21 protein-coding genes and 1 tRNA gene are annotated in these 23,645 nt (G+C 65.2%); 8 read left to right on the forward strand and 14 right to left on the reverse strand.

Annotated elements, in window-relative coordinates:
- The 6 genes from ACFOOL_RS00915 to ACFOOL_RS00940 all read right to left on the reverse strand — a co-directional run bounded on the left by ACFOOL_RS00915 (position 1) and on the right by ACFOOL_RS00940 (position 10,470).
- On the reverse strand, positions 1 to 1,635 hold the full coding sequence (locus tag ACFOOL_RS00915; RefSeq protein WP_380094040.1) for an alpha-D-glucose phosphate-specific phosphoglucomutase: 1,635 nt from the start codon (positions 1,633 to 1,635) through the stop codon (positions 1 to 3).
- Positions 1,616 to 3,076, reverse strand: coding sequence for a glycogen synthase GlgA (glgA, locus tag ACFOOL_RS00920; protein ID WP_380095885.1), 1,461 nt, complete (start codon positions 3,074 to 3,076; stop codon positions 1,616 to 1,618). The genes ACFOOL_RS00915 and glgA overlap by 20 nt, the downstream gene beginning before the upstream one ends.
- Positions 3,076 to 4,347, reverse strand: a complete 1,272-nt coding sequence (gene glgC / locus ACFOOL_RS00925; protein ID WP_380094042.1) for a glucose-1-phosphate adenylyltransferase — start codon at positions 4,345 to 4,347, stop codon at positions 3,076 to 3,078. The genes glgA and glgC overlap by 1 nt, the downstream gene beginning before the upstream one ends.
- Before the next feature lie 58 nt (positions 4,348 to 4,405).
- A complete protein-coding gene (gene glgB, locus ACFOOL_RS00930) occupies positions 4,406 to 6,667 on the reverse strand; it encodes a 1,4-alpha-glucan branching protein GlgB (protein WP_380094044.1) in 2,262 nt (753 codons plus the stop codon).
- Positions 6,633 to 9,104, reverse strand: coding sequence for a glycogen/starch/alpha-glucan phosphorylase (locus ACFOOL_RS00935; protein ID WP_380094046.1), 2,472 nt, complete (start codon positions 9,102 to 9,104; stop codon positions 6,633 to 6,635). Before ACFOOL_RS00935 ends, glgB begins: the two co-directional genes overlap by 35 nt.
- A 115-nt stretch (positions 9,105 to 9,219) precedes the next feature.
- Positions 9,220 to 10,470 carry an AI-2E family transporter gene (locus tag ACFOOL_RS00940; RefSeq protein WP_380094047.1) on the reverse strand — a complete coding sequence of 417 codons (1,251 nt, stop codon included), beginning with the start codon at positions 10,468 to 10,470 and terminating at the stop codon, positions 9,220 to 9,222.
- A 142-nt stretch (positions 10,471 to 10,612) separates the two neighbouring features.
- Between ACFOOL_RS00940 and ACFOOL_RS00945 the strand changes: the two genes are divergently transcribed.
- The gene (locus ACFOOL_RS00945; protein WP_380094049.1) at positions 10,613 to 11,554 is read left to right on the forward strand and encodes a nucleoside hydrolase; all 942 of its coding nucleotides are present in this window, start codon (positions 10,613 to 10,615) and stop codon (positions 11,552 to 11,554) included.
- 127 nt (positions 11,555 to 11,681) lie between these two features.
- Here the strand turns inward: ACFOOL_RS00945 and ACFOOL_RS00950 are convergent, their stop codons facing one another.
- Positions 11,682 to 13,259 (reverse strand): ABC-F family ATP-binding cassette domain-containing protein, encoded by a 1,578-nt coding sequence (locus ACFOOL_RS00950; RefSeq protein WP_380094050.1) that lies wholly within the window; start codon positions 13,257 to 13,259, stop codon positions 11,682 to 11,684.
- A gap of 151 nt (positions 13,260 to 13,410) precedes the next feature.
- Here ACFOOL_RS00950 and ACFOOL_RS00955 point away from each other — a divergent pair, with 151 nt between their 5' ends.
- The 3 genes from ACFOOL_RS00955 (at position 13,411) to ACFOOL_RS00965 (ending at position 14,812) form a co-directional block, all read left to right on the forward strand.
- Positions 13,411 to 14,055 (forward strand): LysE family translocator, encoded by a 645-nt coding sequence (locus tag ACFOOL_RS00955; protein ID WP_380094052.1) that lies wholly within the window; start codon positions 13,411 to 13,413, stop codon positions 14,053 to 14,055.
- A gap of 50 nt (positions 14,056 to 14,105) precedes the next feature.
- Complete coding sequence (locus tag ACFOOL_RS00960) at positions 14,106 to 14,318, forward strand: hypothetical protein (protein ID WP_380094054.1); 213 nt, start codon at positions 14,106 to 14,108, stop codon at positions 14,316 to 14,318.
- 83 nt (positions 14,319 to 14,401) lie between these two features.
- Positions 14,402 to 14,812 carry a DUF6766 family protein gene (locus tag ACFOOL_RS00965; protein WP_380094055.1) on the forward strand — a complete coding sequence of 137 codons (411 nt, stop codon included), beginning with the start codon at positions 14,402 to 14,404 and terminating at the stop codon, positions 14,810 to 14,812.
- Positions 14,813 to 14,815: 3 nt separating this feature from the next.
- Here the strand turns inward: ACFOOL_RS00965 and ACFOOL_RS00970 are convergent, their stop codons facing one another.
- From ACFOOL_RS00970 to ACFOOL_RS00980, 3 genes are all read right to left on the reverse strand, one after another.
- On the reverse strand, positions 14,816 to 14,956 hold the full coding sequence (locus ACFOOL_RS00970; RefSeq protein WP_380094056.1) for a hypothetical protein: 141 nt from the start codon (positions 14,954 to 14,956) through the stop codon (positions 14,816 to 14,818).
- A gap of 92 nt (positions 14,957 to 15,048) precedes the next feature.
- Positions 15,049 to 15,969 carry an EamA family transporter gene (locus tag ACFOOL_RS00975; protein ID WP_380094057.1) on the reverse strand — a complete coding sequence of 307 codons (921 nt, stop codon included), beginning with the start codon at positions 15,967 to 15,969 and terminating at the stop codon, positions 15,049 to 15,051.
- On the reverse strand, positions 15,959 to 16,804 hold the full coding sequence (locus tag ACFOOL_RS00980) for a hypothetical protein (RefSeq protein ID WP_380094058.1): 846 nt from the start codon (positions 16,802 to 16,804) through the stop codon (positions 15,959 to 15,961). Before ACFOOL_RS00980 ends, ACFOOL_RS00975 begins: the two co-directional genes overlap by 11 nt.
- Positions 16,805 to 17,126: 322 nt before the next feature.
- Here ACFOOL_RS00980 and ACFOOL_RS00985 point away from each other — a divergent pair, with 322 nt between their 5' ends.
- Positions 17,127 to 17,498, forward strand: a complete 372-nt coding sequence (locus ACFOOL_RS00985; protein WP_380094060.1) for a SpoIIAA family protein — start codon at positions 17,127 to 17,129, stop codon at positions 17,496 to 17,498.
- A gap of 6 nt (positions 17,499 to 17,504) precedes the next feature.
- On the opposite strand, the gene ACFOOL_RS00990 is transcribed toward ACFOOL_RS00985, so the two are convergent.
- The 3 genes from ACFOOL_RS00990 to ACFOOL_RS01000 form a co-directional block, all read right to left on the reverse strand.
- Complete coding sequence (locus tag ACFOOL_RS00990; protein WP_380094062.1) at positions 17,505 to 18,530, reverse strand: LacI family DNA-binding transcriptional regulator; 1,026 nt, start codon at positions 18,528 to 18,530, stop codon at positions 17,505 to 17,507.
- Positions 18,531 to 18,675: 145 nt separating this feature from the next.
- Positions 18,676 to 19,161 (reverse strand): gluconokinase, encoded by a 486-nt coding sequence (locus ACFOOL_RS00995; protein ID WP_380094064.1) that lies wholly within the window; start codon positions 19,159 to 19,161, stop codon positions 18,676 to 18,678.
- A 1-nt stretch (position 19,162) separates the two neighbouring features.
- On the reverse strand, positions 19,163 to 19,912 hold the full coding sequence (locus ACFOOL_RS01000; RefSeq protein WP_380094066.1) for an SDR family oxidoreductase: 750 nt from the start codon (positions 19,910 to 19,912) through the stop codon (positions 19,163 to 19,165).
- 185 nt (positions 19,913 to 20,097) lie between these two features.
- Between ACFOOL_RS01000 and ACFOOL_RS01005 the strand changes: the two genes are divergently transcribed.
- Positions 20,098 to 21,135, forward strand: a complete 1,038-nt coding sequence (locus ACFOOL_RS01005) for an L-idonate 5-dehydrogenase (RefSeq protein WP_380094067.1) — start codon at positions 20,098 to 20,100, stop codon at positions 21,133 to 21,135.
- 69 nt (positions 21,136 to 21,204) lie between these two features.
- Here the strand turns inward: ACFOOL_RS01005 and ACFOOL_RS01010 are convergent.
- Positions 21,205 to 21,280: transfer RNA gene (locus ACFOOL_RS01010), tRNA-Ile, on the reverse strand.
- 316 nt (positions 21,281 to 21,596) lie between these two features.
- Between ACFOOL_RS01010 and ACFOOL_RS01015 the strand changes: the two genes are divergently transcribed.
- Positions 21,597 to 22,352: an IclR family transcriptional regulator domain-containing protein gene (locus ACFOOL_RS01015; protein WP_380094069.1), complete on the forward strand. Its 756-nt coding sequence runs from the start codon at positions 21,597 to 21,599 to the stop codon at positions 22,350 to 22,352.
- A gap of 275 nt (positions 22,353 to 22,627) precedes the next feature.
- Positions 22,628 to 23,632, forward strand: a complete 1,005-nt coding sequence (locus tag ACFOOL_RS01020; protein WP_380094071.1) for a substrate-binding domain-containing protein — start codon at positions 22,628 to 22,630, stop codon at positions 23,630 to 23,632.
- The last annotated feature ends 13 nt before the right edge of the window (positions 23,633 to 23,645 follow it).

The following is a 23,645-nucleotide window of genomic DNA, read 5'->3' on the forward strand; positions in this document are numbered from 1 at the left end:
CTAGGTAATCACGCTGGGCGCATCGCGGCCGGTGCGGGCGCGAATGCCGGCCAGGGTCTCGGCAATCTCCACCAGCGACCCGAGGGCGAGCTGGGTGTCGAGATCGTGCCGCCCGTCCGCCGCTTCGTAGCGTTCGAGATAGAGCCGCAAAGTAGCGCCGACCGTGCCGGTTCCGGACAGCCGCAGAACGATCCGCGACCCGTCGACAAAGCCGATCCTGATGCCCTGTCTTGCGCTCGACGAGCCGTCCACCGGATCGTGATAGGCGAAATCGTCGGCATAGGCGACCTGCATGTCGTCCTCGAAAACACTGCCGGGCAAGGCCGGCAGCCGGGCGCGCAGGTCCTCGACCAGCCGGTTCGCCACCTCCGTTTCCACCTCTTCATAATCGTGGCGCGTATAATAGTTGCGGCCATAGGTCCGCCAATGGTCGCGCACGATCTCGTCGACCCCCTGCCGGCGCACCGCCAGGATGTTGAGCCAGAGCAGGACCGCCCACAGCCCGTCCTTCTCGCGCACATGGTTCGAGCCGGTGCCGGCGCTCTCCTCCCCGCATATGGTCACGCGGCCCGCATCGAGCAGATTGCCGAAGAACTTCCAGCCGGTGGGCGTTTCGTGCAGCTCGACACCGAGCTTTTCGGCCACCCGGTCGGCCGCCGCGCTGGTCGGCATGGAGCGGGCGATGCCGGCGATACCGTCCTTGTAGCCGGGGGCCAGATGCGCATTGGCCGCCAGGATGGCCAGCGAATCCGAGGGGGTGACGAAACGGTTCCGGCCGATGATGAGGTTGCGGTCCCCGTCGCCATCCGAGGCGGCGCCGAAATCAGGCCCCTCCGGGGTCATCAGCAGGTCGTGCATTTCCTTGCAATAGACCAGGTTCGGGTCGGGATGGCCGTCATTGAAGGTCGGCGAGGGCACGCCATTGACCACCGTGCCCCTGGGCGCCCCCAGCAGGTCCTCGAAAATGGCATGGGCATAGGGGCCGGTCACCGCATGCATGGCGTCGAAGGTCATGCGGAAGCCCGAGGCGAAGAGCCCCCTGATGGCATCGAAATCGAACAGGGTCTGCATCAGCGCGGCGTAATCGGCGACCGGATCGACCACCTCCACCACCATGGCGCCGACCTGTTGCGCACCCAGGCTGTGCAGATCGATATCGGGCGTGTCCAGCGTCTTGTAGCTGTCGATCGCCTGCGAGCGCGCAAAGACCGCCTCGGTGATCTTTTCGGGCGCCGGCCCGCCATTGCCCACATTGTACTTGATACCGAAATCGCCCTCCGGCCCGCCCGGATTGTGGCTGGCCGAGAGCACCAGCCCGCCCAGGGCGCGATTGTGGCGGATGAGATGGCTGGCTGCCGGCGTCGAGAGCAATCCTCCCCTGCCCACCAGCGCCCGGCCGAACCCGTTGGCGGCGGCGATGCGGATGGCCTTCTGGATGGCCACGTCGTTGTAGAAGCGCCCGTCGCCGCCGATCACCAGCGTCCGTCCCTCGACGCCTTCGAGGCTGTCGAATATCGACTGGATGAAGTTCTCGACATAGTTCGGCTGCCGGAAGACGGAAACCCGCTTGCGCAGGCCCGAGGTGCCGGGCTTCTGGTCGGAATAGGGAGTGGTCTTAATCGTCTTCACTGTCATCTGTCGAATACCCGATCAACGAGGCATAGAGCTGGGCATAACGGGCGGCGCTGGCTTGCCAGCTCACGTCCGACTTCATGCCGCGCCGCTGCATCTTCTTCCACGATTTCTGGTCGGCATAGAGCGTCAACACCCTCATGATGGCGTCGGCCAGCGCCCCTTCCGTGGGCGGCGCGAATTGCACGCCCGTGGCCACGTCGGCCTGGATCGCCGCGACATTGGCGTCGATCACCGTATCGTTGAGCCCGCCCACCCGGCTCACCAGCGGCACGCAACCATAGCGCAGCGCATACATCTGGGTCAGCCCGCACGGCTCGAACCGCGAGGGCACCACCATCACGTCCGCCCCGCCCTGCACCAGATGGCTCAGCTTCTCGTCATAGCCGGTGACCAGCCCCACCCTGCCGGGATGGCGCATGGCCGCGCCGCGTACGGCATTCTCCAGTTCCGCATCGCCCGAGCCGAGCACGGCCAATTGCCCGCCCGAGGCCACCAGCAGGTCGATATTGGCCACGAGCAGGTCGATGCCCTTCTGCCAGGTGAGGCGGCTCACCACGGCAAAGAGCGGTCCGTCCCGCACCTCGAGCCCGAACGCCTCCTGCACCGCCCGCTTGTTGACCAGCCGGTGCTGGATGGTGCCGGCGGTGTAGGGGCGGGCGAGGGCCGTGTCGGTCGCCGGGTTCCAGGCGTCCATGTCGATACCGTTGAGCACCCCGAGCACCGTCGCGGAGCGGTTGCCGAGCAATCCTTCGAGCCCCATGCCGAATTCGGCGGTACGGATTTCGGCGGCATAAGTGGGCGACACCGTGGTCACCACATCGGCGCATTCGACGCCTGCCTTGAGATAGCCCACCCCGCCGTAATATTCGACGCCCTCCATGGAGAAGGCATGGGCGGGCAGGCGCAATTGCCCGAAGATCTCGGCGCCGAACACGCCCTGGAAGGCCATGTTGTGGACGGTCATCACCGTCTTCAGCGTCGATGAGGGCCCATATTTCACATAGGCGGGCACGAGGCCGGCCTGCCAGTCATGGGCATGGATGAGATGCGGGCGATAGCCTTCCACGAGCCCCAGCCCCAGTTCGGAGGCGGCCCAGGACAGGGCCGCGAAGCGCCGCCAATTGTCCGGCCAGTCCCAGCCTTCCGGCCCCATATAGGGATTGCCGGGACGGTCATAGAGCGCCGGGGCGTCGAGCATGATGAGGTCGAGCCCGTCCACCCGCCCGGCCAGCAGCCGTCCCACGACCCCGAACAGGTCGTCGAACCGCGCCACCTCGCGGCCATTGGTCATCCTGTCGATCACCGCCGGATAGCCGGGCACCAGCGTGCGCATCGTCACCCCGGTCCCGGCCAGCGCCGCGGGCAGCGCGCCCGCGACGTCGGCCAGCCCGCCGGTCTTGACCAGCGGATAGATTTCCGAAGTGACCGAAAGAACCTCGATCATCGGTCCGCCAGATATTTGTTGACCATGTTCTGGGTGATCAGCGTCACCCCCTCCTCGGTGCGACGGAACCATTTGGCGTCGAATTCGGGATCGTCGCCCACCACCAGCCCCTCGGGGATGGAGACGCCGCGATCGATGATCACCTTCCTCAGCCGCGCATTGCGCCCGATGTCGCAATAGGGCAGCACCACCGCCTCATCCAGCGTCGAATAGGAGTGCACCCTCGAGCCGGTCGAAAGCAGCGTACGCTGCAAATGCCCGCCCGAGACGATGCAGTCGCCCGAGACCAGCGAATTGACCGCCGAGCCGCGCCGTCCGTCGAAATCGTGCACGAACTTGGCCGGCGGGGTGATTTCCGCATAGGTCCAGATCGGCCAGTCGCGATCGTACAGGTCGAGCTGCGGAGTGATGTCGGTAAGGTCGATATTGGCTTTCCAATAGGCGTCGACCGTCCCCACATCGCGCCAATAGGCCACTTTCTCATTGCTCGAGCGTACGCAGGAACGGGTGAAGCGGTGCGCCCAGGCCGTGCCGTTCTTGACGATATAGGGAATGATGTCCTTGCCGAAATCGCGGCTCGAGCCTTCGGTGGCCGCATCGCGCTTGAGCTGTTCCATCAGGAACCGGGTCTCGAACACATAGATGCCCATGGAGGCCAGCGCCGTATCCGGCCGGTCTGGAATGCCGGGCGGGTCCTTGGGCTTTTCCACGAACCCCACCACCCGGTCGCGCCCGTCCACATGCATGACGCCGAAGCCGGTGGCCTCCATGCGCGGCACTTCCAGGCACCCGATGGTCACGTCCGCGCCCGTGTCCACGTGCTGGCGCAGCATGATCTCGTAGTCCATCTTGTAGATATGGTCGCCCGCCAGGATGACGATATAGCGGGCGCCGTAATCCTCGATGATGTCCATGTTCTGATAGACGGCGTCGGCGGTGCCCTCGTACCACTGGGTTTCCGAGACCCGCTGGCTGGCGGGCAGCACGTCGAAACTCTCGTTCCGTTCCTGCCGGAGGAAGTTCCAGCCCCGCGACAGATGGCGGATGAGGCTGTGGGCCTGGTATTGCGTCGCCACCGAAATCCGGCGGATGCCCGAATTGATCGCATTGCTGAGCGCGAAATCGATGATGCGCGACTTGCCCCCGAAATAGACCGCCGGCTTGGCGCGCCGGTCGGTCAGCTCCATCAGCCTGGTGCCGCGCCCTCCGGCCAGCACATAGGCCATCGCTTCACGTGCCAGCGGCGACGGAATCCGATAATCTGCCATTCTACTACCCTCCACTTGCGCCCGGCTCTGTCCCGGATCGTATCGTTCCCGGGCCGGCTCATGCCGGCTCGAATTTGAGGAACAGGGTGGCCAGCGGCGGCAGATAGATCTCCGCCTCCGCCGGCCAGTGCCGCCCCTCGACGGCATAGGCTTCGACGCCCCCCTGATTGCCGGTATTGCCGCCGGCATACCAGCCGGCATCGGTATTGATGCGCTCCAGCCAGCGCCCCGCCCGCGGCATGGGCACCTTGTAGCCGCTGCGCGGCATCGGCGTGAAATTGGCGATGACCAGCACCGGATCGGCGCCCGGCGCCTTGCGCAGCCAGGCGAGAACCGAATTGGCGTGATCATTGGCGATCACCCATTCGAACCCCTCGGGCTCGCAATCGCGCTCATGCAGCGCCGGCAGGCTGCGATAGGCGGCATTGAGATCGGCCACCAGCCGCCGCATCCCCTCGTGGCTGGGCGAATCCAGCAGCCACCAGTCGAGCGCCTTGCTTTCGGACCACTCCTCGCGCTGCGCGAACTCCTGGCCCATGAACAGCAGCTTCTTGCCCGGATAGCCCCACATATAGGCGAGATAGGCGCGCAGATTGGCGAATTGCTGCCAGTCGTCGCCGGGCATCTTGTTGAGCAGCGACCCCTTGCCGTGCACCACTTCGTCATGGCTGAGCGGCAGCACGAAGTTCTCGCTGAACGCGTACATCATGCCGAAGGTCATGTCGTTGTGGTGGAAGCGCCGGTGGATCGGGTTACGGCTCATGAAGCGCAGCGTGTCGTTCATGAAGCCCATGTTCCACTTGAACCCGAAGCCCAGCCCGCCGGCATAGATGGGCGCGCTCACCCCCGGCCACGACGTCGATTCCTCGGCGATCATGAAGGCGCCGGGAAACTGCCGGTAGACCTCGGCATTGACCCGCTGGAGGAAGGCGACCGCCTCCAGATTCTGATTGCCGCCATGCTTGTTGGGCACCCATTCGCCCGGCTGGCGGGAATAATCGAGATAGAGCATCGAGGCCACGGCATCGACGCGCAGCCCGTCGATGTGGAACTTGTCGAACCAGTAGAGCGCATTATTGGTGAGATAGGCCGACACCTCCTTGCGCCCGAAATTGTAGATCGACGTGTTCCAGTCGGGATGGAAGCCCTGGCGCGGGTCCTCATGCTCGTAAAGCGCGGTGCCGTCGAAATGGCTGAGGCCGAATTCGTCGGTGGGGAAATGCGCCGGCACCCAATCCAGGATCACCCCCAGCCCCGCCTCATGCGCCGCGTCGACCAGCCGGGCGAACCCCGCCGGATCGCCGAAGCGCGCAGTGGGCGCATAAAGGCCCGTGGGCTGATAGCCCCAGCTCGGATCGAAGGGATGCTCGGAAACGGGCAGGAATTCGAGATGGGTATAGCCCATGTCGGCCGCATAGGGCACGAGCTGCTCTGCAAGCTGGTCATAGCTCATGAAGCTGCCATCGGGCCGGCGCCGCCACGAGCCCAGATGCACCTCGTAGATGGACATGGGCGTGCGCCGCCAGTCATGGCCGGCCCGTTCTTCCATATAGCGCTGGTCGGTCCAGGCAAAAGGGGTCGGATCGGGCACGATCGAGGCGGTGGCTGGCCGCATTTCGGCCTGCCGGGCAAAGGGATCGGCCTTGAGCGGCAGCACCACGCCATCGGGCGCGACGATCTCGTATTTGTAGATGGTGCCGGTGCCCAGCACCGGGATGAACACCTCCCAGATACCGTTGCGGTTGCGCATGGGATGGCGTCGCCCATCCCAGTCGTTCCACGGCCCTACCACCGAAACCCGCTGCGCATTGGGCGCCCAGACGGCGAAATGGGTGCCGTGAATGCCCTCGAACTCCATTTCATGGGCACCCAGCTTGTCGAACAGCCGCAAATGGCTGCCCTCGCCGATATAATAGTCGTCCATCGGCCCCAGCACCGGTCCGAAGGAATAGGGGTCGAACACGTCCCATTCCCCGCCCGCATTGCCGGCGCGATAGCGGATCGGCTGGCGGCCGGCGATCTCGACCCGGGCCTCGAAAAACCCGGCCGGATGGCGCAGCGTCATCCGGCCCAGCGCCGTCCCGTCCAGCCCAAAGGCGTCCAGCGTCTCGGCATGGGGCACGAAGGCGCGCAGCACCCAATGGCCAGCCACCTGATGCAGCCCGAGAAAGGCGAAGGCATCGCGGTGGCGCCCGGCCACGATGGCATCGATTTCCCTTTTGTCGGCCTGCCAGCCTGTTCCGGATACGCTCACGCCCTCATTCCCCCTACCCCTATCCCGACCGTCACGCGGTCGGCACGCCCCAGATATCGGCAGCATATTGCCTGATTGTACGATCCGACGAGAAGAAGCCGACATTGGCGGTGTTGCAGATCGCCATGGCGTTCCAATGCGCCCGGTCGCGCCAGATGCCCTCGACCCGCGCCTGCGCCGCCGCATAGGCGTCGAAATCCCGCGCCACCATGAACCAGTCGTGATCGTAGAGCCCGCCGATAAGGTCCCGATAGCGATGCGGATCGTCCGGCGAGAACACGCCCGAGGCGATGGTCTCCAGCACCTCGCGCAGGCGCGGCGACTTGTCGATCACGGCGCGCGGCGGCTCCCCGCTTCTGCGCTTCTCCTCCACCTCCTCGGCGTTGAGCCCGAAAATGACGATATTGTCCGCCCCCACCTCGCGGTGCATTTCCACATTGGCGCCGTCCATCGTGCCGATGGTGACGGCGCCATTGCCCATGAATTTCATATTGCCCGTGCCCGAGGCCTCCATGCCGGCCGTCGAGATCTGCTCGGAAAGATCGGCGGCCGGCACGATCACCTCGGCCAGGCTCACATTGTAGTTGGGCAGGAACACCACCTTGAGCAGGCCGCGCACGGCCGGGTCGTTGTTGACCACCCGCGCCACGTCGTTGATCAGCTTGATGATCAGCTTGGCGTTCCAGTAGCTGGGCGCCGCCTTGCCGGCGAAGATCTTGACGCGCGGCACCCAGTCCCGGTCCGGGCGGGTGCGGATTTCGTCATAGAGCGCCACGGCGTGGATGATGTTGAGCAATTGCCGTTTATATTCGTGGATGCGCTTGATCTGCACGTCGAACAGCGCGTCGGGCGAGACCGTGACGTTTATCCGGTCCTTGATCAGCCGGGCGAGGCGCCGCTTGTTCTCCAGCTTCACGGCGGCGAACTGGTTCTGGAAGCCCGGGTCCTCGGCATGGGGCACCAGCAGCTTCAGCTTGTCGATATTGTCGAGGAATTCCGGGCCGATCCTTTCCCCGACCAGCCGGGTGAGGCCCGGATTGCACTGCATCAGCCAGCGGCGCGGGGTGATGCCATTGGTCTTGTTGTTGATGCGCTCGGGATAGAGCCGGTGCAGGTCGGCAAAGACCGTCTGCTTCATCAGTTCGGTATGCAGCGCCGAAACGCCGTTGATGGAGTGCGAGCCGACAAAGGCCAGTTGCCCCATGCGCACGCGCCGCCCGCCATTCTCGTCGATCAGCGACACCGAGGCGATCTGCTGATCGGTGAACTTGGCCCGCGTGCGGGCTTCGGCCAGGATATCGGCATTGATCTGGTAGATGATCTGCATATGGCGCGGCAGCAGCCGTTCCAGCAGCGCCACCGGCCAGCTTTCCAGCGCCTCGGGTAGCAGGGTGTGGTTGGTATAGCCGAACGTGCCCTTGGTCAGCGTCCAGGCCTCGGCCCAGGCGATGCCGTTATCGTCGACCAGGATGCGCATGAGCTCGGCCACCGAAATGGCCGGATGCGTGTCGTTGAGCTGGATGGCGACCTTGTCGGGCAGCGAGCCCAGCTCGCCATATTGCTGCAAATGCCGCCGCACGATGTCCTGCAGCGAGGCGGAGGAAAAGAAGAACTCCTGCCGCAGGCGCAATTCCTGTCCCGCCGCCGTCGAATCGGCGGGATAGAGCACCCGGGTGATGGCCTCGGCCCTGGCGCTTTCCTCCAGCGCGCCGATATGATCGCCGGAATTGAACTTGTCGAGCAGGATCGGGTCGATGGGCTGGGCGCTCCACAGGCGCAGCGTGTTGACCCGCGCGCCGCGCCACCCCACGATGGGCGTGTCGAAGGCCACGGCCAGCAGATGCTCGTTGGGCCGCCATTCCTGGCGTACCGCGCCGTCCGGATCGGTCACCGGATCGACATGGCCGCCGAATCCCACCTCATAGGCGCTTTCGCGGCGCTCGAACTCCCAGGGATTGCCGTGCGCCAGCCAGTCCTCGGGCAGCTCCACCTGCCAGCCTTCGCTCATCTCCTGCCGGAACAGGCCATGGGCATAGCGGATGCCATAGCCATAGGCCGGGATCTTCACGGTGGACATGGATTCGAGGAAACACGCCGCCAGCCGCCCCAGGCCCCCATTGCCCAGCGCCGCATCCGGTTCGAGATTGATCAGATCGCCCAGATCGACATTGAGGTTCCTGAGCGCCTCGGCCACCGGCTCCATCAGCCCCACATTGCTCATGGCGTCGCGCATGAGCCGACCGATCAGGAATTCGAGGCTGAGATAGTAGACGCGCTTGTTCGAGGTCCGCCAGGTTTCGCGCGAACTCTCCATCCAGCGGTCCATGATGCGGTCACGCACCGTCAATATGGTCGCCCGCAACCAGTCGTGCGGCCGGGCGACGATGGGGTCCTTGCCGACCGAATAGATCAGGTTCTCGAGGATCTCCGCCTGGAGGGCCTCAACATTGGTCGAACGGGGCTCCGGCGTAGGGGCATCGTAAACGATCGGCTTTTGCCGCATTTCGCAATCCAGTGTTCATGACGACATTCCCCTCAGAAGACGAGCAGTCTTGCACTTAATCCGAGGAGGGAAAAGCCCCTCATATTCCGGCGCTCCGCGCCCCTTCCGGACCGTGCTAGCGGGCGGCGGGCTCCACCCCGGTGGGACCGGTGCCCTGGGGCGGCTCCAATTTCTCCGCGGGCTTGCCCTCCCCCGCCTTTTCCTCCTGGCGCTGCTCGCGGATGGCCTGGGCGGCATTGGCCAGAAGCTCGTCGCGCGCGGTCATCCTGGCGGTGCGGCGCACCGGCCGGCGCGGCCTGACCGGCTTGCTGGGCAGGGCGTGGGTGATGACCGACTGGGCGATCAGCAGCGTCGGCACGGCCACCAGTCCGCCCACCGGCCCCCAGGCCCAGATCCAGAAGGTGATGGACAGGAAGATGACGAACGGGTTGAGCGTCAGCGACCGCCCGATGAAATGGGGGGTGAACAATTGCCCTTCGAGAAAATTGATCCCCGCATAGCACGCCACCGGCAGCAGGATCTCGACGAGGCCGGTCTGCGTGCCCAGCCCCACCGCCAGCAGCACGGCGATCATGATCGCCTGCCCCACATAGGGAATGTAGTTGAGCACCGCCGCCATGGCGCCCCACAATAGCGGCGAGGGCATGCCGATGGCCCACATGGCCAGCGACACCGCCGTGCCCACGCACAGATTGATCATCGTCACGGTCAGGAGAAAGCGGCTGACCTTGAACTCGACATCGCGGAAGATATGCGCCGTGCGCCAGCGCATGCGCCGCGTGACGCACATGGACAGCACCGACATGCGGATATGGTCGCGCGTGGCGACGAAGAAATAGAGGCTGGCAAGGAAGATGGCGATCTGCGCCAGCACCGCCGGCGCCAGCATGGCCACGCCGGTCACGGTGCCGCCATCCTCCACCGTCACTGCCATCGCGCCATCCGTACCCAGCGCCGCGCCCAGTTGCGCCTGGAAATCGCTGATCGATTGCAGCGGTTCCTTGAGGCTGGCCAATTGCGTCTGCAACTTGTCCCAGAGCATGGGCGCCCGCGCCACCCACTCGCTGAGCGGCACGGCGAACAGCGCGGTGAACCCGGCGATGACCGCGAGCAGGAGCAGCACCACGATGGCCGCCGACAGGGCCGGCGGCACGCCCCAGCCCTCGACCCGATCCGCCACCGGGCCGAACATCAGCCCCACGACGACCGCCAGCGTCACCGGCGCGAGGAACACCTGCCCGGCTTGCAGGATCGTCAGCAGCACGGCGAACCCGATCCCCACCACGGCCAGCCGGGCGCTGGTGTCGAGCACCCGCTCGAACTGGCTTTCGCCGGGCTCGCCGGGCCTGAAATGACTCTGACGCATCCTGGATTTCCTGTGCCCCCGCGTTAAGCCGAAAACGATGCTTCCGGCCCTTTCGTTCCGTGGCGGGGCCGGCCCTGTCGACCGCGCCGCGCCGCTTGGCTAAGCTCGTCCCGCTTCCGTCACGAGTCGCCAGAAAGTCCTCATGTCCCGCAAGATCATCATCGACACCGACCCCGGCCAGGACGATGCCGTCGCCATCCTGCTCGCCCTCGCTTCGCCCGCGGAAATCGACGTGCTCGGCATCGTCGCCGTGGCCGGCAATGTCGGCCTGCATCACAATGCCGACAATGCCCGCAAGGTGGTGGAACTGTCCGGCCGCACCGATATCCCGGTTTACGCCGGCTGCGCCCGCCCCCTGCGCCGGCAATTGGTCACCGCCGAGCACGTGCATGGGGATACCGGCCTCAACGGCCCCGACCTGCCCGATCCGGCCATTCCGCTCCAGCCCCGGCACGGCGTCGACTACATCGTCGAGACGCTGATGCAGGCCGAGCCGGGAACGATCACCCTGTGCACCCTCGGTCCCCTGACCAATATCGCCATGGCGCTGGTCAAGGAGCCGCGCATCGCCGGACGCATCCAGGAGATCGTGATGATGGGCGGCGCCTATTTCGAGGTCGGCAACATCACCCCGGCGGCCGAATTCAACATCTATGTCGATCCCGAAGCCGCCGACATCGTCCTGCGCTGCGGCGCGCCGATCACCATGCTGCCGCTCGACGTCACCCATATGGTGCAGTCCACGCCGGCGCGGCTCGACGCCATCCGGGCGCTGGGCAACCGCACCGGCGCGGCCGTCCACGCCATGCTCACCTTCTCGGAAAGCTTCGATCTCAAGAAATATGGCTGGGAGGGCGCGCCGCTGCACGACCCCACGGTCATCGCCTATCTGCTGCGGCCCGAGCTGTTCGAAGGCCGCCTCTGCAATGTCGAGATCGAGACGGCAAGCGAACTCACCCTGGGCATGACCGTGGCGGACTACTGGCACGTCACCGACCGTCCCCGCAACGCCACCTTCCTGCGCTCCGCCGACGCCGAAGGGTTTTACGCGCTGCTGACCGAAAGACTGGCGCTGTTGCCGTAGCAATCTTACCTCTCCCTTGGGGTAGGTAAGATTGCTAAGCAAACCGGGTGAGGGGGCCTCTCCATTTCGCTGGAAGGCCCCCTCACCCGCCGCTGCGCGTCGACCTCTCCCTCAAGGGAGAGGTAAGTCACCCCAGCCGCACTTCGCGCGTCACGCCGATATTCTCCAGAAACGCCCGGTCGTGGCTGACCACCAGCAGGGCGCCGTCGAAAGCCCGCAGCCCGGCCTCCACCACCTCGATGGCGTCGATATCGAGGTGGTTGGTGGGCTCGTCCAGCACCAGCAGCGCGGGCGGCACCCCGCCCCCGAGGACGCAGGCGAGGCCGGCGCGCAGCATTTCGCCGCCGCTCAGCGTTTCCACGACTTGCAGGGCCGCCGTGTTGCGGAACATGAAGGCGGCCAGCACCGCGCGGCAATCGTTCTCCGAACTGCCGGGATTGAGGCGGCGAAAATTCTCGAGAATGCTCCGCTCCCGCTCCAGCAGCGCCACCTGCTGGTCGAGCAGGGCCATCGGCCCGCCCCGCTGCACATGGCCCGAAAACGGCTCGAGAGCGCCCGTCAGCAGCTTGAGCAGGGTGGTCTTGCCCGCCCCGTTCGGCCCGGTGATCGCCACCCGTTCCGGCCCGATGAGATCGAGGGAGAAATTCGAGATCGCCGGGTCGTCCCGGTCATAACCGCCGCTGAGGTCGCGGGCGCGCAGCACCGCCTTGCCCGCCGGCACTCCGCTCGGCGCCAGGCGCACCGCAAAGGGGGCCAGAACCTCCAGGCGCGCCCGCGCCGCCTGCGCCTGCCCGGCGGCGGCATCCTGCTGTTTTTCCGCCAGCCGGTCGAGCCCGCCGGCGGTCGCCTCGGCCTGCCGCTTCAGCCCGCCGATCACGATTTTGGGCAGATCGCCCCTTGCACCCTTGCGCCGTCCGCCGGCATCGCGCCGGGCCTGCCGCTCGCGCGCCTGTTGCGCCGCCCGCGCCGCCTCCTTCACCTGCCGCTCGGCGACGTCGAGATCGTGGTGCGCCGCGGCCAGCTCGAGCGCCTTGCGCTCGCGATAAAAGCTCCAATTGCCGCCATAGGTGGTGGCACCCAGCCCGGTCAGCTCGACGATGGCGTCCATGGTTTCGAGCAGCGCCCGGTCATGGCTGACGACGATGGCCGCGCCCCGCCAGCCGGCCAGCATCGCCGTTACCGCCGCCCGTCCCTCCGTGTCGAGATTATTGGTCGGCTCGTCGAGCAAGATCAGGTCCGGCGCCGCAAACACCAAGGCGGCCAGCGCCGCCCGCGTCCGCTGCCCGCCCGAGAGGGTGGACAGCCTCGTCTGCGGGATGAGCGACAGCGCCAACTGGTCCAGTGCCGCCTCCAGCCGCGCCTCGAGCGTCCAGTCGGCCTCGGCCAATTCGTCCATGTCGGCCGCGCCGGCCATGGCCCGGGCCAGCAGGTCGAGCCCGGCGCGGACACCGAAAAGGTCGGCTATGGTCTCGTCCGGGCCAGGTTGCACCTGCTGGCGCAGCACGCCGACCCGCCCCGAAACGCCGATGGCGCCGGAAGAAGGGTTCAGTTCCCCGGCTGTCAGGCGCAGCAGCGTCGTCTTGCCCACGCCGTTGCGGCCGACAAGGCCAGTGCGTTCGGCGCCGAAACTGAGATCGAGATCGGAGAAAAGCGGGCGGCCGTCAGGGCCGGTATAGGAAAGCTGTGAAATCGTGACGGATGGCATGGATCGAGAAGTCCCCAGGGGCAAGGCAGGTCGGCATTGCGTTGAGGGTGCGATCCATTAAGAACCGTCCGGTCGGGTTGCGATGTTTCCTAGATAAACTCCTGGCGGCCGGGGTCAAGCTCGCGCTGGCAAATCATCTTGCGAGGGGATAATGTCGCGCGCGTTTTCCCGCCGGACCCTCGCCATGGACCTGTTCACTCTCACTGCCTTCACCATCGCCTATGCCATCGCCGTGCTGGTCCCGGGGCCGGGCGTGGCCGCCGTGGTGGCGCGGGCGCTGGGCGGCGGCTTTCGCGGCGCCCTGCCCATGGTGCTGGGCATTCTGGTGGGCGATCTGGTCTATTTCGTCTTCGCGGTGTTCGGCCTTGCCGCCATCGCCACCTGGTTCGGCCCCGTCTTCGTCATCGTGCGCTGGGGCGGCGCCGCCTATCTGCTCTATATCGCCTGGAAATTCTGGACCGCCCGCCCCGGCTCGGAACAGATGAAGCCCAGGAACGAAGATGGCTGGAGGACCTTCCTGGCCGGCTTCTCGCTGACCATGGGCAATCCCAAGACCATCGTGTTCTACCTGGCCATCCTGCCCACCGTGGTGCCGCTGGGGCAGATGACCCCGCTGGCCTTCGCCGAGCTGACCGCCATCGTCATCGTGGTGCTGCTGATCATCGGTTGCGGCTATGCCTGGCTGGCGGGCGCGGCGCGCGAGATGTTCCGCAGCGAAAAAGCCCTGGGCCGGCTCAACAAGACCGCCGGCGTCATGATGGCCAGCGCCGCCGGCCTCGTCGCCTTTCAGCACTGAGCGGCGTTAACCTCCTGTTCACCCTGGCCGGGCAGGCTCGATGCATGGCCATGTCGTCCAAGATCAACCGCTGGAACATGCATCAGCTCGGCGCCTATGAACGGCTGCAATATCTGCGCGAGCGGCGCGCCCAGGCGGCCGAGACCCAGGCCAAGACTGCGGCGCTGGCCAATGGTTTCGCCAGCATCCAGATCAACCATGCCGCCGCCCAGGGCGACCTCGTCTCCCGCATGGCCATGACCCGCCTCAACAAAACCGCCTGATCCGCCCGCTTCGATGCGGCGTGAAGTGATGGAACGCAAGCACCGCGCCGCCATTCAGCCTCCAATGCGCAAAGGAGGCATAAGTGCAGAACGCGTCGATCTGGAAGAGATACAGCTTTGCCTGGGTGACCCTGGCGTTTTTTCTCTTTTCGCTGGCCGGTCACTGGATTTTCGGCTGGGCCGCCTTTGTCGAGGAACAGGCCGCCCACGCCCAGCCCATCGAGGTGAACAGCTACGTCATGCAAATGGCGCGGGATACTTTCGAGAACTGGCAGTCGGAGTTCCTGCAGCTCCTCTGGCAGGTCGGCGGGCTGGCCTATCTGTTCTATCTGGGCTCGCCCCAATCGAAGGAAGGCGACGACCGCGTCGAGGCCAAGCTCGACGAATTGCTGCGCCAGGTGAACCCCGAGGAAGCGGATCGCATCATCAGGAACGTCGATGAAGCCTATGCCGGCCGGCACACCGACCCGGGTTACGAGCGCCGCTTCTCGTAGCGGTCAGAGCGGGCCGAGCTCGAGGAACAGCAGCAGCAGGGCAAGCAGCACAACCAGCACCAGCGGCACATAGACGCCGGGTCCGAGCAGCGCCCTGCCCTCGGCTGCGTCCGGCGCCCGGTGTTTTTCGGTCAGGGTTTTCATGAGACCGCCTCTTCATCTGCACAAGGATGGAAAGCACGACCATACTTATGGTTGCGTCCGCGGCGGCAGGGCGCGCGCATGGTGATGCGATGCTAAAGGGCCTGCGGGGCCCACACATGCACGATCCCGGCGGCAAGGAAGAATGCCAGCCCCAGCGAGGTCGGCCAGGAAAGGCCGAGCGGCCGCCGCTCCACCATCCGCCGCCCGATATCGAAGACCAGCGCCAGTGCCGGCCACCACACCGTCACCATGATGGTTTTCGACAGGCCGATATTGCCGATCGACTGGAAGAAGAAGTAATAGGCACCCGCAAAGCTCAACAGGCCATGCACCGCAAAGGGCGCCATCGCCGAAGCCGGCACCGGGCCGATGCGATGGCCGGCGGCGCGCCGCCGGAGCGCCAGCAGACCGGCGGCAGGCAGGGTGATCAGCAGGGCGCTGAACAGGGCGCCCAGGGTCAGCTGCATATTGCTCGCCCCATCTGCCGCCAGCCGGATGAACACTTCCCCCGCGCTCCAGGCAAAGGCCAGGGCCAGGCCCAGCAGGACGGGCACGACATGCACCTCCCGCCTGACCGCGGCGATGAGCATGAGCGCCACCCCGCTCACGATCAGAGCCACGACCGCGTAGTCCCTGCCCGCAAGGATTTCTCCGAACAGAACCACGCCCGCGCCGATGGAGAGGACAGGTTTGACATTGGCATATTGCGAGGCCACGGCGGCGCGGTTTTCATAGGCAGCGCTGGCGAGGTAATAAAGCCCGGTGCCGATGGGGAAGGTGAAAACGCCCCCCAACACCACGTACCAGCCCAGCTCACCGATGGGCGAGGCGAAGCCGCTGGCGATCCAGATGCCGAAAAACCCGCACACCAGCGCGGTGGTCAGGCCGAAGAACAGCAAGGCCGGGCGGTCGATCTGCGCCTTGCGGACTTTGGCCAGGCCCAGATTGATCACCGGAGCGGAAATCGCCCAGAGCAGGCCGGCCATCAGCGCCGGGAGAAGGTCAGTTGACATAGGCGAGGGCAAAAACCGTCATGTTGGCCAGCAGCACGAAAATTCGATAGAGCGTTTTTTCATGCTTGTATCGCTGATCGGCGGAAATGTCGTTGAACCAGTATGGATAGCCGCACAGGGTGAGCACCACGATGGTCAGCGACGCCACCATCGCATACATCGTGTAGGTGAACAGCGAGATGGCGACGAAGCACAGGACGAAACCGTAATATTTGAGCCTGGCCGAAGTCAGGTACAGCGACGAGACGGCCACATATTCGCGCACCTTGAAGGTGTTGAACATGGTTTCCGCCGCATCCGTGGACACCAGCAGCAGGGTGAAGGCCACCGCGGCGGCGCTGAGCGAGGAAAACGCGATCAGCCGGTCCAGCGCCAGCGCGTCGGCGGGAGTGACGATCAGCGGGTCGCGGGCCAGCGCGTTCATGATGAAGACGGTAATGGCGATGAAGATCGCCTGCGACGTCATGGTCGAACGCGCTTTCTCCCGGAAATAGCTGACCTGCTCGGGCTTGCCCTCCTGCGCCCACATGTTCGAGTGGCTCTTGAGCAGGGTGCGCAAGGTCTGGCACCGCAGCGTTTCGGACCAGCCGGACGAGAAGTAGACCAGCCAGAAACACACGAACAGCGCACTGTTCAGCAGGAAGCCGATCGCCGAGGCCTCGTCCTGCCGGGTGATCAGGGCGACCTTGGCATCGAGATCGAGATATTCGATGGCCAGGATGATCGCCGCGCAGGCCGCGAGGCTGAGCCACATCAGCCGCTTGAAGGGCCGCGGCTGGGATTCGTATTCCGGCAGCCGGTTGCCGTCGGTCTCCGCCACGTCTGCAATGGTCATGATCTTCCCCCCGGCCCGCGCAATTAGAAGCAAATATTTTCCAACCGCGTCAAGGATATCCATGCAGAGGGCATGAGGCTCGACAGTTTTTTGCGGATGACCGCCAAACATTATCCTTCCCTGCGGGCGAGGCTTTGCTCCGGCATCGCCGAGCGCCCGGCAGGCCATGCACGCCCCCTCCGGTACCACGCAAACTCGCTTGCCGGGCCCCCGTCGCCCTTCTTGATCCCGCGCGAAAAAGCCGTCGAAACGTGTCCGCCCGGGTGGGGAACGGCAGGCCCACGCGGTCGTTACGACCTTATGCCCAACACAGGAGAAGATCATGATTGAAGTTATCGACGCTCCGGATCATGTGGCGGCCTTCCGCATCGCCGGAACCGTCACCGCGGCGGATTACGACCAGATCATCCCCGAAATCGAGGACACGCTCGCAGAACACAAGGAAATCGGCGTCCTCGCCGATCTCGCCGCGATGGAGGACATGACGGGCGAGGCACTGCAACGCGACCTGCAATACGGCATGGGCAAGCTGGGCGAGCTTCACCGGTTCAAGCGCGCAGCCGTCATCTCGGACAAGCAGTGGATCAAGGGGGCCACCGAAATGGCCGACAAGCTCTTTCCCCAGATCGACGCCCGCGTCTTTTCTCCCGATGAGAAGGACGAAGCCCTCCGCTGGGTCTCCGACCTGCACTGACGCCGATCAGGCGGGCGCCGGAACAACTGATCGCGCCACGGGCACGGTCGATGCGCGGACAAGCAGTTGCGGCACAATCTCGGCGGTGTGGGCGTCACTGCGCTCCACCAGCCCCAGTGCGCGCAACACCGCCTCGGCGCTCCCTCGGCCGATCGCTTCGGGGAATGGGTCCACAGTGGTCATCGGCGGCACGCTGACTTCGGCCACCTCGTAATTGCCAAAACCGGCTATGGCGATTTGATCGGGCATGACGATGCCCAGGCGCAGACACTCTGTCAGTGCGCCGAAAGCCACGAGATCGGATACACAAAGAATAGCGTCTATGTCAGGCCATTGTTCCAGCAAGACACGGGTGGCCGAGGCGCCCTCGATCATGGACACAGGCGGAACGCCGGCAGCCACGAGGCGTGTCGCATCGAGCCCATGCCGTCGCATGGCTGCGACAAAACCCGCGCGACGATCGGCGCCACGAGAGTCGCGCCCCTCCTCGCCGCCGATGAAGGCGATGCGCTTGCGTCCCGTTTCGACCAGATGGTCGACCAGCATGCCCGCTGCCGCCGCATTGGAAAACCCGACGACATGACCCACGGGCTCCGCCGGCAGATCCCAGGTTTCGACCACAGGGATGCCCGCACTTTCGAGCAGACGCCGGCAGCGTGGGGTATGCCGACCGCCGGTGACGATGATGGCCTCGGGCCGGCGGCGCAGCAATTGCTCGACCAAAACCTCCTCTTGAGCCATGTCATAGTCGGTGTAGCCGAGAAGCGACTGCAAGCCATGCTCGCGAAAACCTTCCGACAGGCCGCGAACCGTATCGGCGAAATTGGCATTGTTGATCGAGGGAATTGTCACCGCCACGAAGCCCGTGCGCTGGTTGCGCAGATTAGCCGCCGTGGCGTCGAACACGTAGCCCAGCTCGTCCACGGCCTGGAGGATGGCCTCCCGCGTCTGGGCATTGACCGAAGTGCCGTCGCGCAACGCCCTGCTGACCGTCATCGGCGAAACACCGACCCTGCGGGCAACGTCCTGCATGGTGGGGGTTCTGGAGGGCGGCATGGTGTCTCCGTGAGTATTGGCGGCGCGGCCAGGTGAGCAATCGCGCCACCTCTATTCAAGACTTAAATCAGGGCTCTTCGTACCGATGCCGGCACCGGCCAGGCCAGGCCAACAGGCTCGATCAGGAGCGCATTCCTTCCAGGGCAATGATGGCTTCGTCGAGAAGTTCATCGACGGGCTTGACGATGTCGAGCGTGATCGCTTCGTCGGCTCCGGGCGCTTCCAGCGTCGCGAACTGACTGTCGAGCAGGCTCGTGGGCATGTAATGGCCGCTGCGGGCGGCCATGCGCTCGGCGATCACCGCCTTGTCGCCGGCCAGGTGCACGAAGCGCACGAGCCCACCGGCACCGTCGCGAATACGGGTGCGATAGGCGCGCTTGAGGGCCGAGCAGGAGAGGACGCCGGGCATCGAAAGGGTCGCGGCGACCCGATCGAGCCAGGGCCAGCGATCCTCATCGGTCAGCGGGACTCCGCTGCGCATCTTTTCGACATTGGAAGCCGAATGCAGGGCATCGCCCTCGTAATAGGGCAGGCCCAGCCGTGCGGCGAGCGCTTCGCCGAAGCTCGACTTGCCGCAGCCCGAGACCCCCATGACCACTATGCGCATGTCAGAGCGAAGCCGTGATGCCGCCATCGACATAGAGCGTATGGCCATTGACGAAGCTCGATGCGGACGAGGCGAGGAAGATGCAGGCGCCGACCAGTTCCTCGACATTGCCCCAGCGCCCCGCCGGCGTGCGCTTTTCGAGCCAGGCGGAAAAATCGGGATCGGCGACCAGTGCGGCGTTGAGTGGGGTGTCGAAATAGCCGGGAGCGATGGCGTTGCATTGCAGGCCGTATTTCGCCCAATCGGTGCACATGCCCTTGGTGAGATTGCCCACCGCACCCTTGGTCGCGGTATAGGGCGCGATCGAGGGGCGGGCCAGCGAAGTCTGCACACTGGCGATATTGATGATCTTGCCGGCACCGCGGCCGATCATGTGGCGGGCGCAGGCCTGGCCGACATTGAAGACGCTGGCGACATTGGTTTGCAGCAGCCGGGTGAAGGCGTCGGCAGGAAAATCCTCCAGCGGCGCCCGATACTGCATGCCGGCATTGTTGACGAGGATGTCGATGGCGCCCTGCTCCGCCTCGAACCGGTCCACGGCCGCACGCGCCAAAGCATGATCGGTAACGTCGAAGGCCAGCGTGGAGGCACCGGGAATTTGAGCGGCGGCCGCAGCGAGCCTGGCTTCGTCACGACCGTTGAGGACGAGCGTGGCGCCGGCTTCCGCCAGCCCCTTTGCAAGCGCCAGACCGATCCCCTGCGAGGACCCGGTGACGAGAGCGCGGCGACCGGTCAAGTCAAAAATCTGCATTGCATCATCCTCGTTCGAAACAGGCTCGACAAACGCCGTCGCGTCTGTTTTGTTATCGATAACAATTCCTGTCAAGCCAAAAGCCGGGTGCACATGACCAAGCCGCACTTCCTCGCCCTCGACAACGTGCTGCCGCAGCCGCATCATGCCTCGGGCACGGTCGACCTCATCACCCCGGTGCTCTGATGAAAGCCATCGTCATTCATGCCGCCAAGGATCTTCGCATCGAGGATCGCCCCGTGGAAACACCCGGCCCCGGCGAGGTGTCGCTGCGCCTGGCCACCGGAGGCGTCTGCGGCTCGGACCTGCACTATTACCACCATGGCGGCTTCGGCACGGTGCGCCTGCGCGAGCCGATGATCCTGGGCCACGAGGTTTCCGCCTTTGTCGATGAAATCGGTCCGGGCGTGACAGGGCTGGAAAAGGGGCAACTGGTCGCCGTCTCCCCGTCCCGTCCCTGTGGCACCTGCCGCTATTGCCAGGAAGGGCTGCACAACCAGTGCCTCGACATGCGCTTTTATGGCTCGGCCATGCCCTTCCCCCATATCCAGGGTGCGTTCCGCGAGCAGTTGGTGGCCATGGCCAGCCAATGCGTGCCGGCTGACGGGCTCAGCGCCGGCGAGGCGGCCATGGCCGAACCGCTGGCGGTGACGCTCCACGCCACGCGTCGTGCCGGGCAGCTCTTCGGCAAGCGCGTGCTGGTGACCGGCTGCGGTCCCATCGGCGTCCTGTCCATCCTTGCCGCACGGCGCGCCGGCGCCACGGAGATCGTGGCCACCGATCTTTCCGATTTCACCCTTGTCCTGGCGAAAAGCGCCGGCGCCGACCGCGTCATCAATACCGGAGCCCATCCGGATGACCTTGCGGTCTATGGCGCCGACAAGGGCTATTTCGACGTGCTCTACGAATGCTCCGGCGCCCCCCAGGCGCTGGCATCCGGCATCGGCGCCCTGCGCCCGCGCGGCATCATCCTGCAATTGGGCCTGGGCGGCGACATGAGCGTGCCCATGCAGGCGATCACCGCCAAAGAGCTCGATCTGCGCGGTTCGTTCCGCTTCCACGAGGAATTCGCCATCGGGGTCGAGCTGATGCGCAAGAAGCTGATCGACGTGAAGCCGCTGATCACCCATTCGGTGCCGCTGGCTGAAGCGGAAGCCGCCTTCAAGCTGGCTTCGGACCGCAGCTCGGCGCTCAAGGCGCAGATCGTCTTCGCCGCCGCGTGAACGGCAGGCTGGCTGCGTTCGCCGCAGGTCAGCCGCTCCTTGAAGTATGCTCCCTGCAATGGCGGGAGATGGTAGGCGCGGCCGGAATCGAACCGACATCGGAGCCGTTATGAGCGGCTGGCATTAACCGTTATGCTACACGCCCCTACCACGCGGCTTTTGCGACATCCGGACTGATGACGCAAGAGGCTATAGATCGACGTTTCCGGGGACATGTCATTGGGACGGGGTTTCGATCTCCGTTCCAGACGCCGCCAAATACTTGCTGGACCGGCGAATTCTTGAGCGCTTCCCTCCGCCGCGGTCGGGAAAAAACCCTCCCCCAAGAAGAAGGAGGAGCGTTTTGCGGCGCGAAAGGCGCCCATGACGAATGCTGCGCATCGGATGAGCGAACCGGCCTTTCCATTCACTCCCGCCCATCCTATCCTGTGCGCGATCCGCACAGCATTCGGCATTCGCACATGCGTAAGGGCGACATCATCCACGGGCTCATTCGCGGCCTCGCCGTCATCGAATGTTTCGACGAGGACCATGCGCGCCTGTCGATCACCGATGTATCGATGCGCACCGGGCTCGAACGGGCGACGGCGCGGCGGTGCCTTTTGACGCTGGTTCACCTGGGCTACGCCAGTTATGACGGCAAATTCTTCCAGCTCACGCCGCGCGTGCTCAATCTGGGCCATTCCTATCTGGCCGGCACCCCGCTGCCGCGGCTGATCCAGCCCTTCCTCGAGGAACTGTCCCACGCCACCAGCGAAAGCACCTCCGCCGCCGTGCTGGAGGGCACCGATATTCTCTATATCGCCCGCGCCTCCACCCGCAGGGTCATGTCCATCAATCTGGGCGCCGGCGCGCGCCTTCCGGCCTATTGCACCTCGATGGGGCGGATCCTGCTCGCGGCGCTGCCGCCCGAGGAGGCCCGGGCCATCCTCGACCGTTCGAACCGCGTCGCCTATACCGAGCGCACCAAGGCCGACATTGCCGGTCTCGTCACCGAACTGGCAGTGGTCGCCGCGCAGGGTTTCGCCGTCATCGATCAGGAACTCGAACTGGGGCTGTGCTCCATCGCCGTGCCGCTGTTCAACGCCTCGGGCCAGGTGGTGGCCGGCCTCAATATCGGTGCCCAGACGGCGCGCGCGCCCACCTCGCGCATGATCGCGCATTTCCTGCCGCTCATGCGCAAGGTGCAGGCCGAAGTCCGTCCCCTGCTGCGCTGAAACGACACGAGCCGCGCCGCAAATTCAGCACGCCATGATGGGACGCGAGACTCGCTGCCGTCCATAACAGGACCTTTTCATTTTGGCCGGATCTACCGCCCCACCCCGCCTTTGTTATTCTAAAATCATTGAAATATCAAAGGGTTGATCCGTCACAAACCAGTCATGCAACTGCAATAAAACTGTTTCTTGCCGCTTCTATGGTCGGCCGCGTCACAGGGCGGCCCGAACGACCGGCTGGCCATGTTTGCAATGAATTCCGAAAGGGAACTTCCATGAAGACCGCACTCTACGCCAGTGCTGCCGCCATCGTGCTCGCCACGCTCGCCGCTCCGGCCGCCCTCGCCCAGTCGCGCGACACCATCCAGATCGCCGGCTCCTCGACCGTGCTGCCCTTCTCCTCCATCGTCGCCGAAGAATTCAGCGCCGCCTTCCCCGAGTTCAACACCCCCGTGGTGGGTTCGGGCGGCACCGGCGGCGGCTTCCGCCAGTTCTGCGAAGGCACCGGCGACAACACCATCGACATCGCCAATGCCTCGCGCGCCATCAATGCCGGCGAGGCCGAAGCCTGCGCCGCCGCCGGCGTGACCCCCATCGAGGTCCAGTTCGGCTATGACGGCATCGTCTTCGCCTCCTCCGCCAGCGGTCCGGATTTCGCCCTGACCCCGGCCCTGGTTTACCAGGCCATCGCCGCCCAGGTGCCGGTCGACGGCGCGCTCGTCGACAATCCCTACACCACCTGGAACCAGATCGACGCGTCCCTGCCCGAGCAGGCCATCTCCTTCGCCATTCCCGGCACCAATCACGGCACCCGCGAAGTCTTCGACCTCAACGTCGTGGAAGCCGGCTGTGAAGAAGTCGGCCTTCCCGAAGGCGCTTCCGACGATGCCTGCCTGACCCTGCGCCAGGACGTGGTCGTGGAGATCGCCGGCGACTACACCGAAACCCTCGCCCGCCTCCAGTCCAACCCCGAGACCATCGGCGTGTTCGGCCTGTCCTTCTACGACCAGAACCGCGACACCCTGAAGGTCGCCACCGTCAACGGCATCGTCCCCAGCAACGACACCGTCGCCGCCGGCGAATATCCGGTCTCGCGCCCGCTGTTCTTCTACGTGAAGAAGGAGCATATCGGCGTCGTTCCGGGTCTGGCCGATTATACCGAATACTTCCTGTCCGAAGGCGTTTCGGGCCAGGGCGGCATTCTGGAAGCCGCCGGCCTCATCCCGCAGCCGGCCGAAGTGACGGCCGAGGCCCTCGCCGCCTTCCAGGCCGCGCAGTAAGCCACGCCTTTGC

It is taken from the genome of Devosia honganensis, from assembly GCF_042648785.1.
Taxonomy (GTDB): domain Bacteria; phylum Pseudomonadota; class Alphaproteobacteria; order Rhizobiales; family Devosiaceae; genus Devosia; species Devosia honganensis.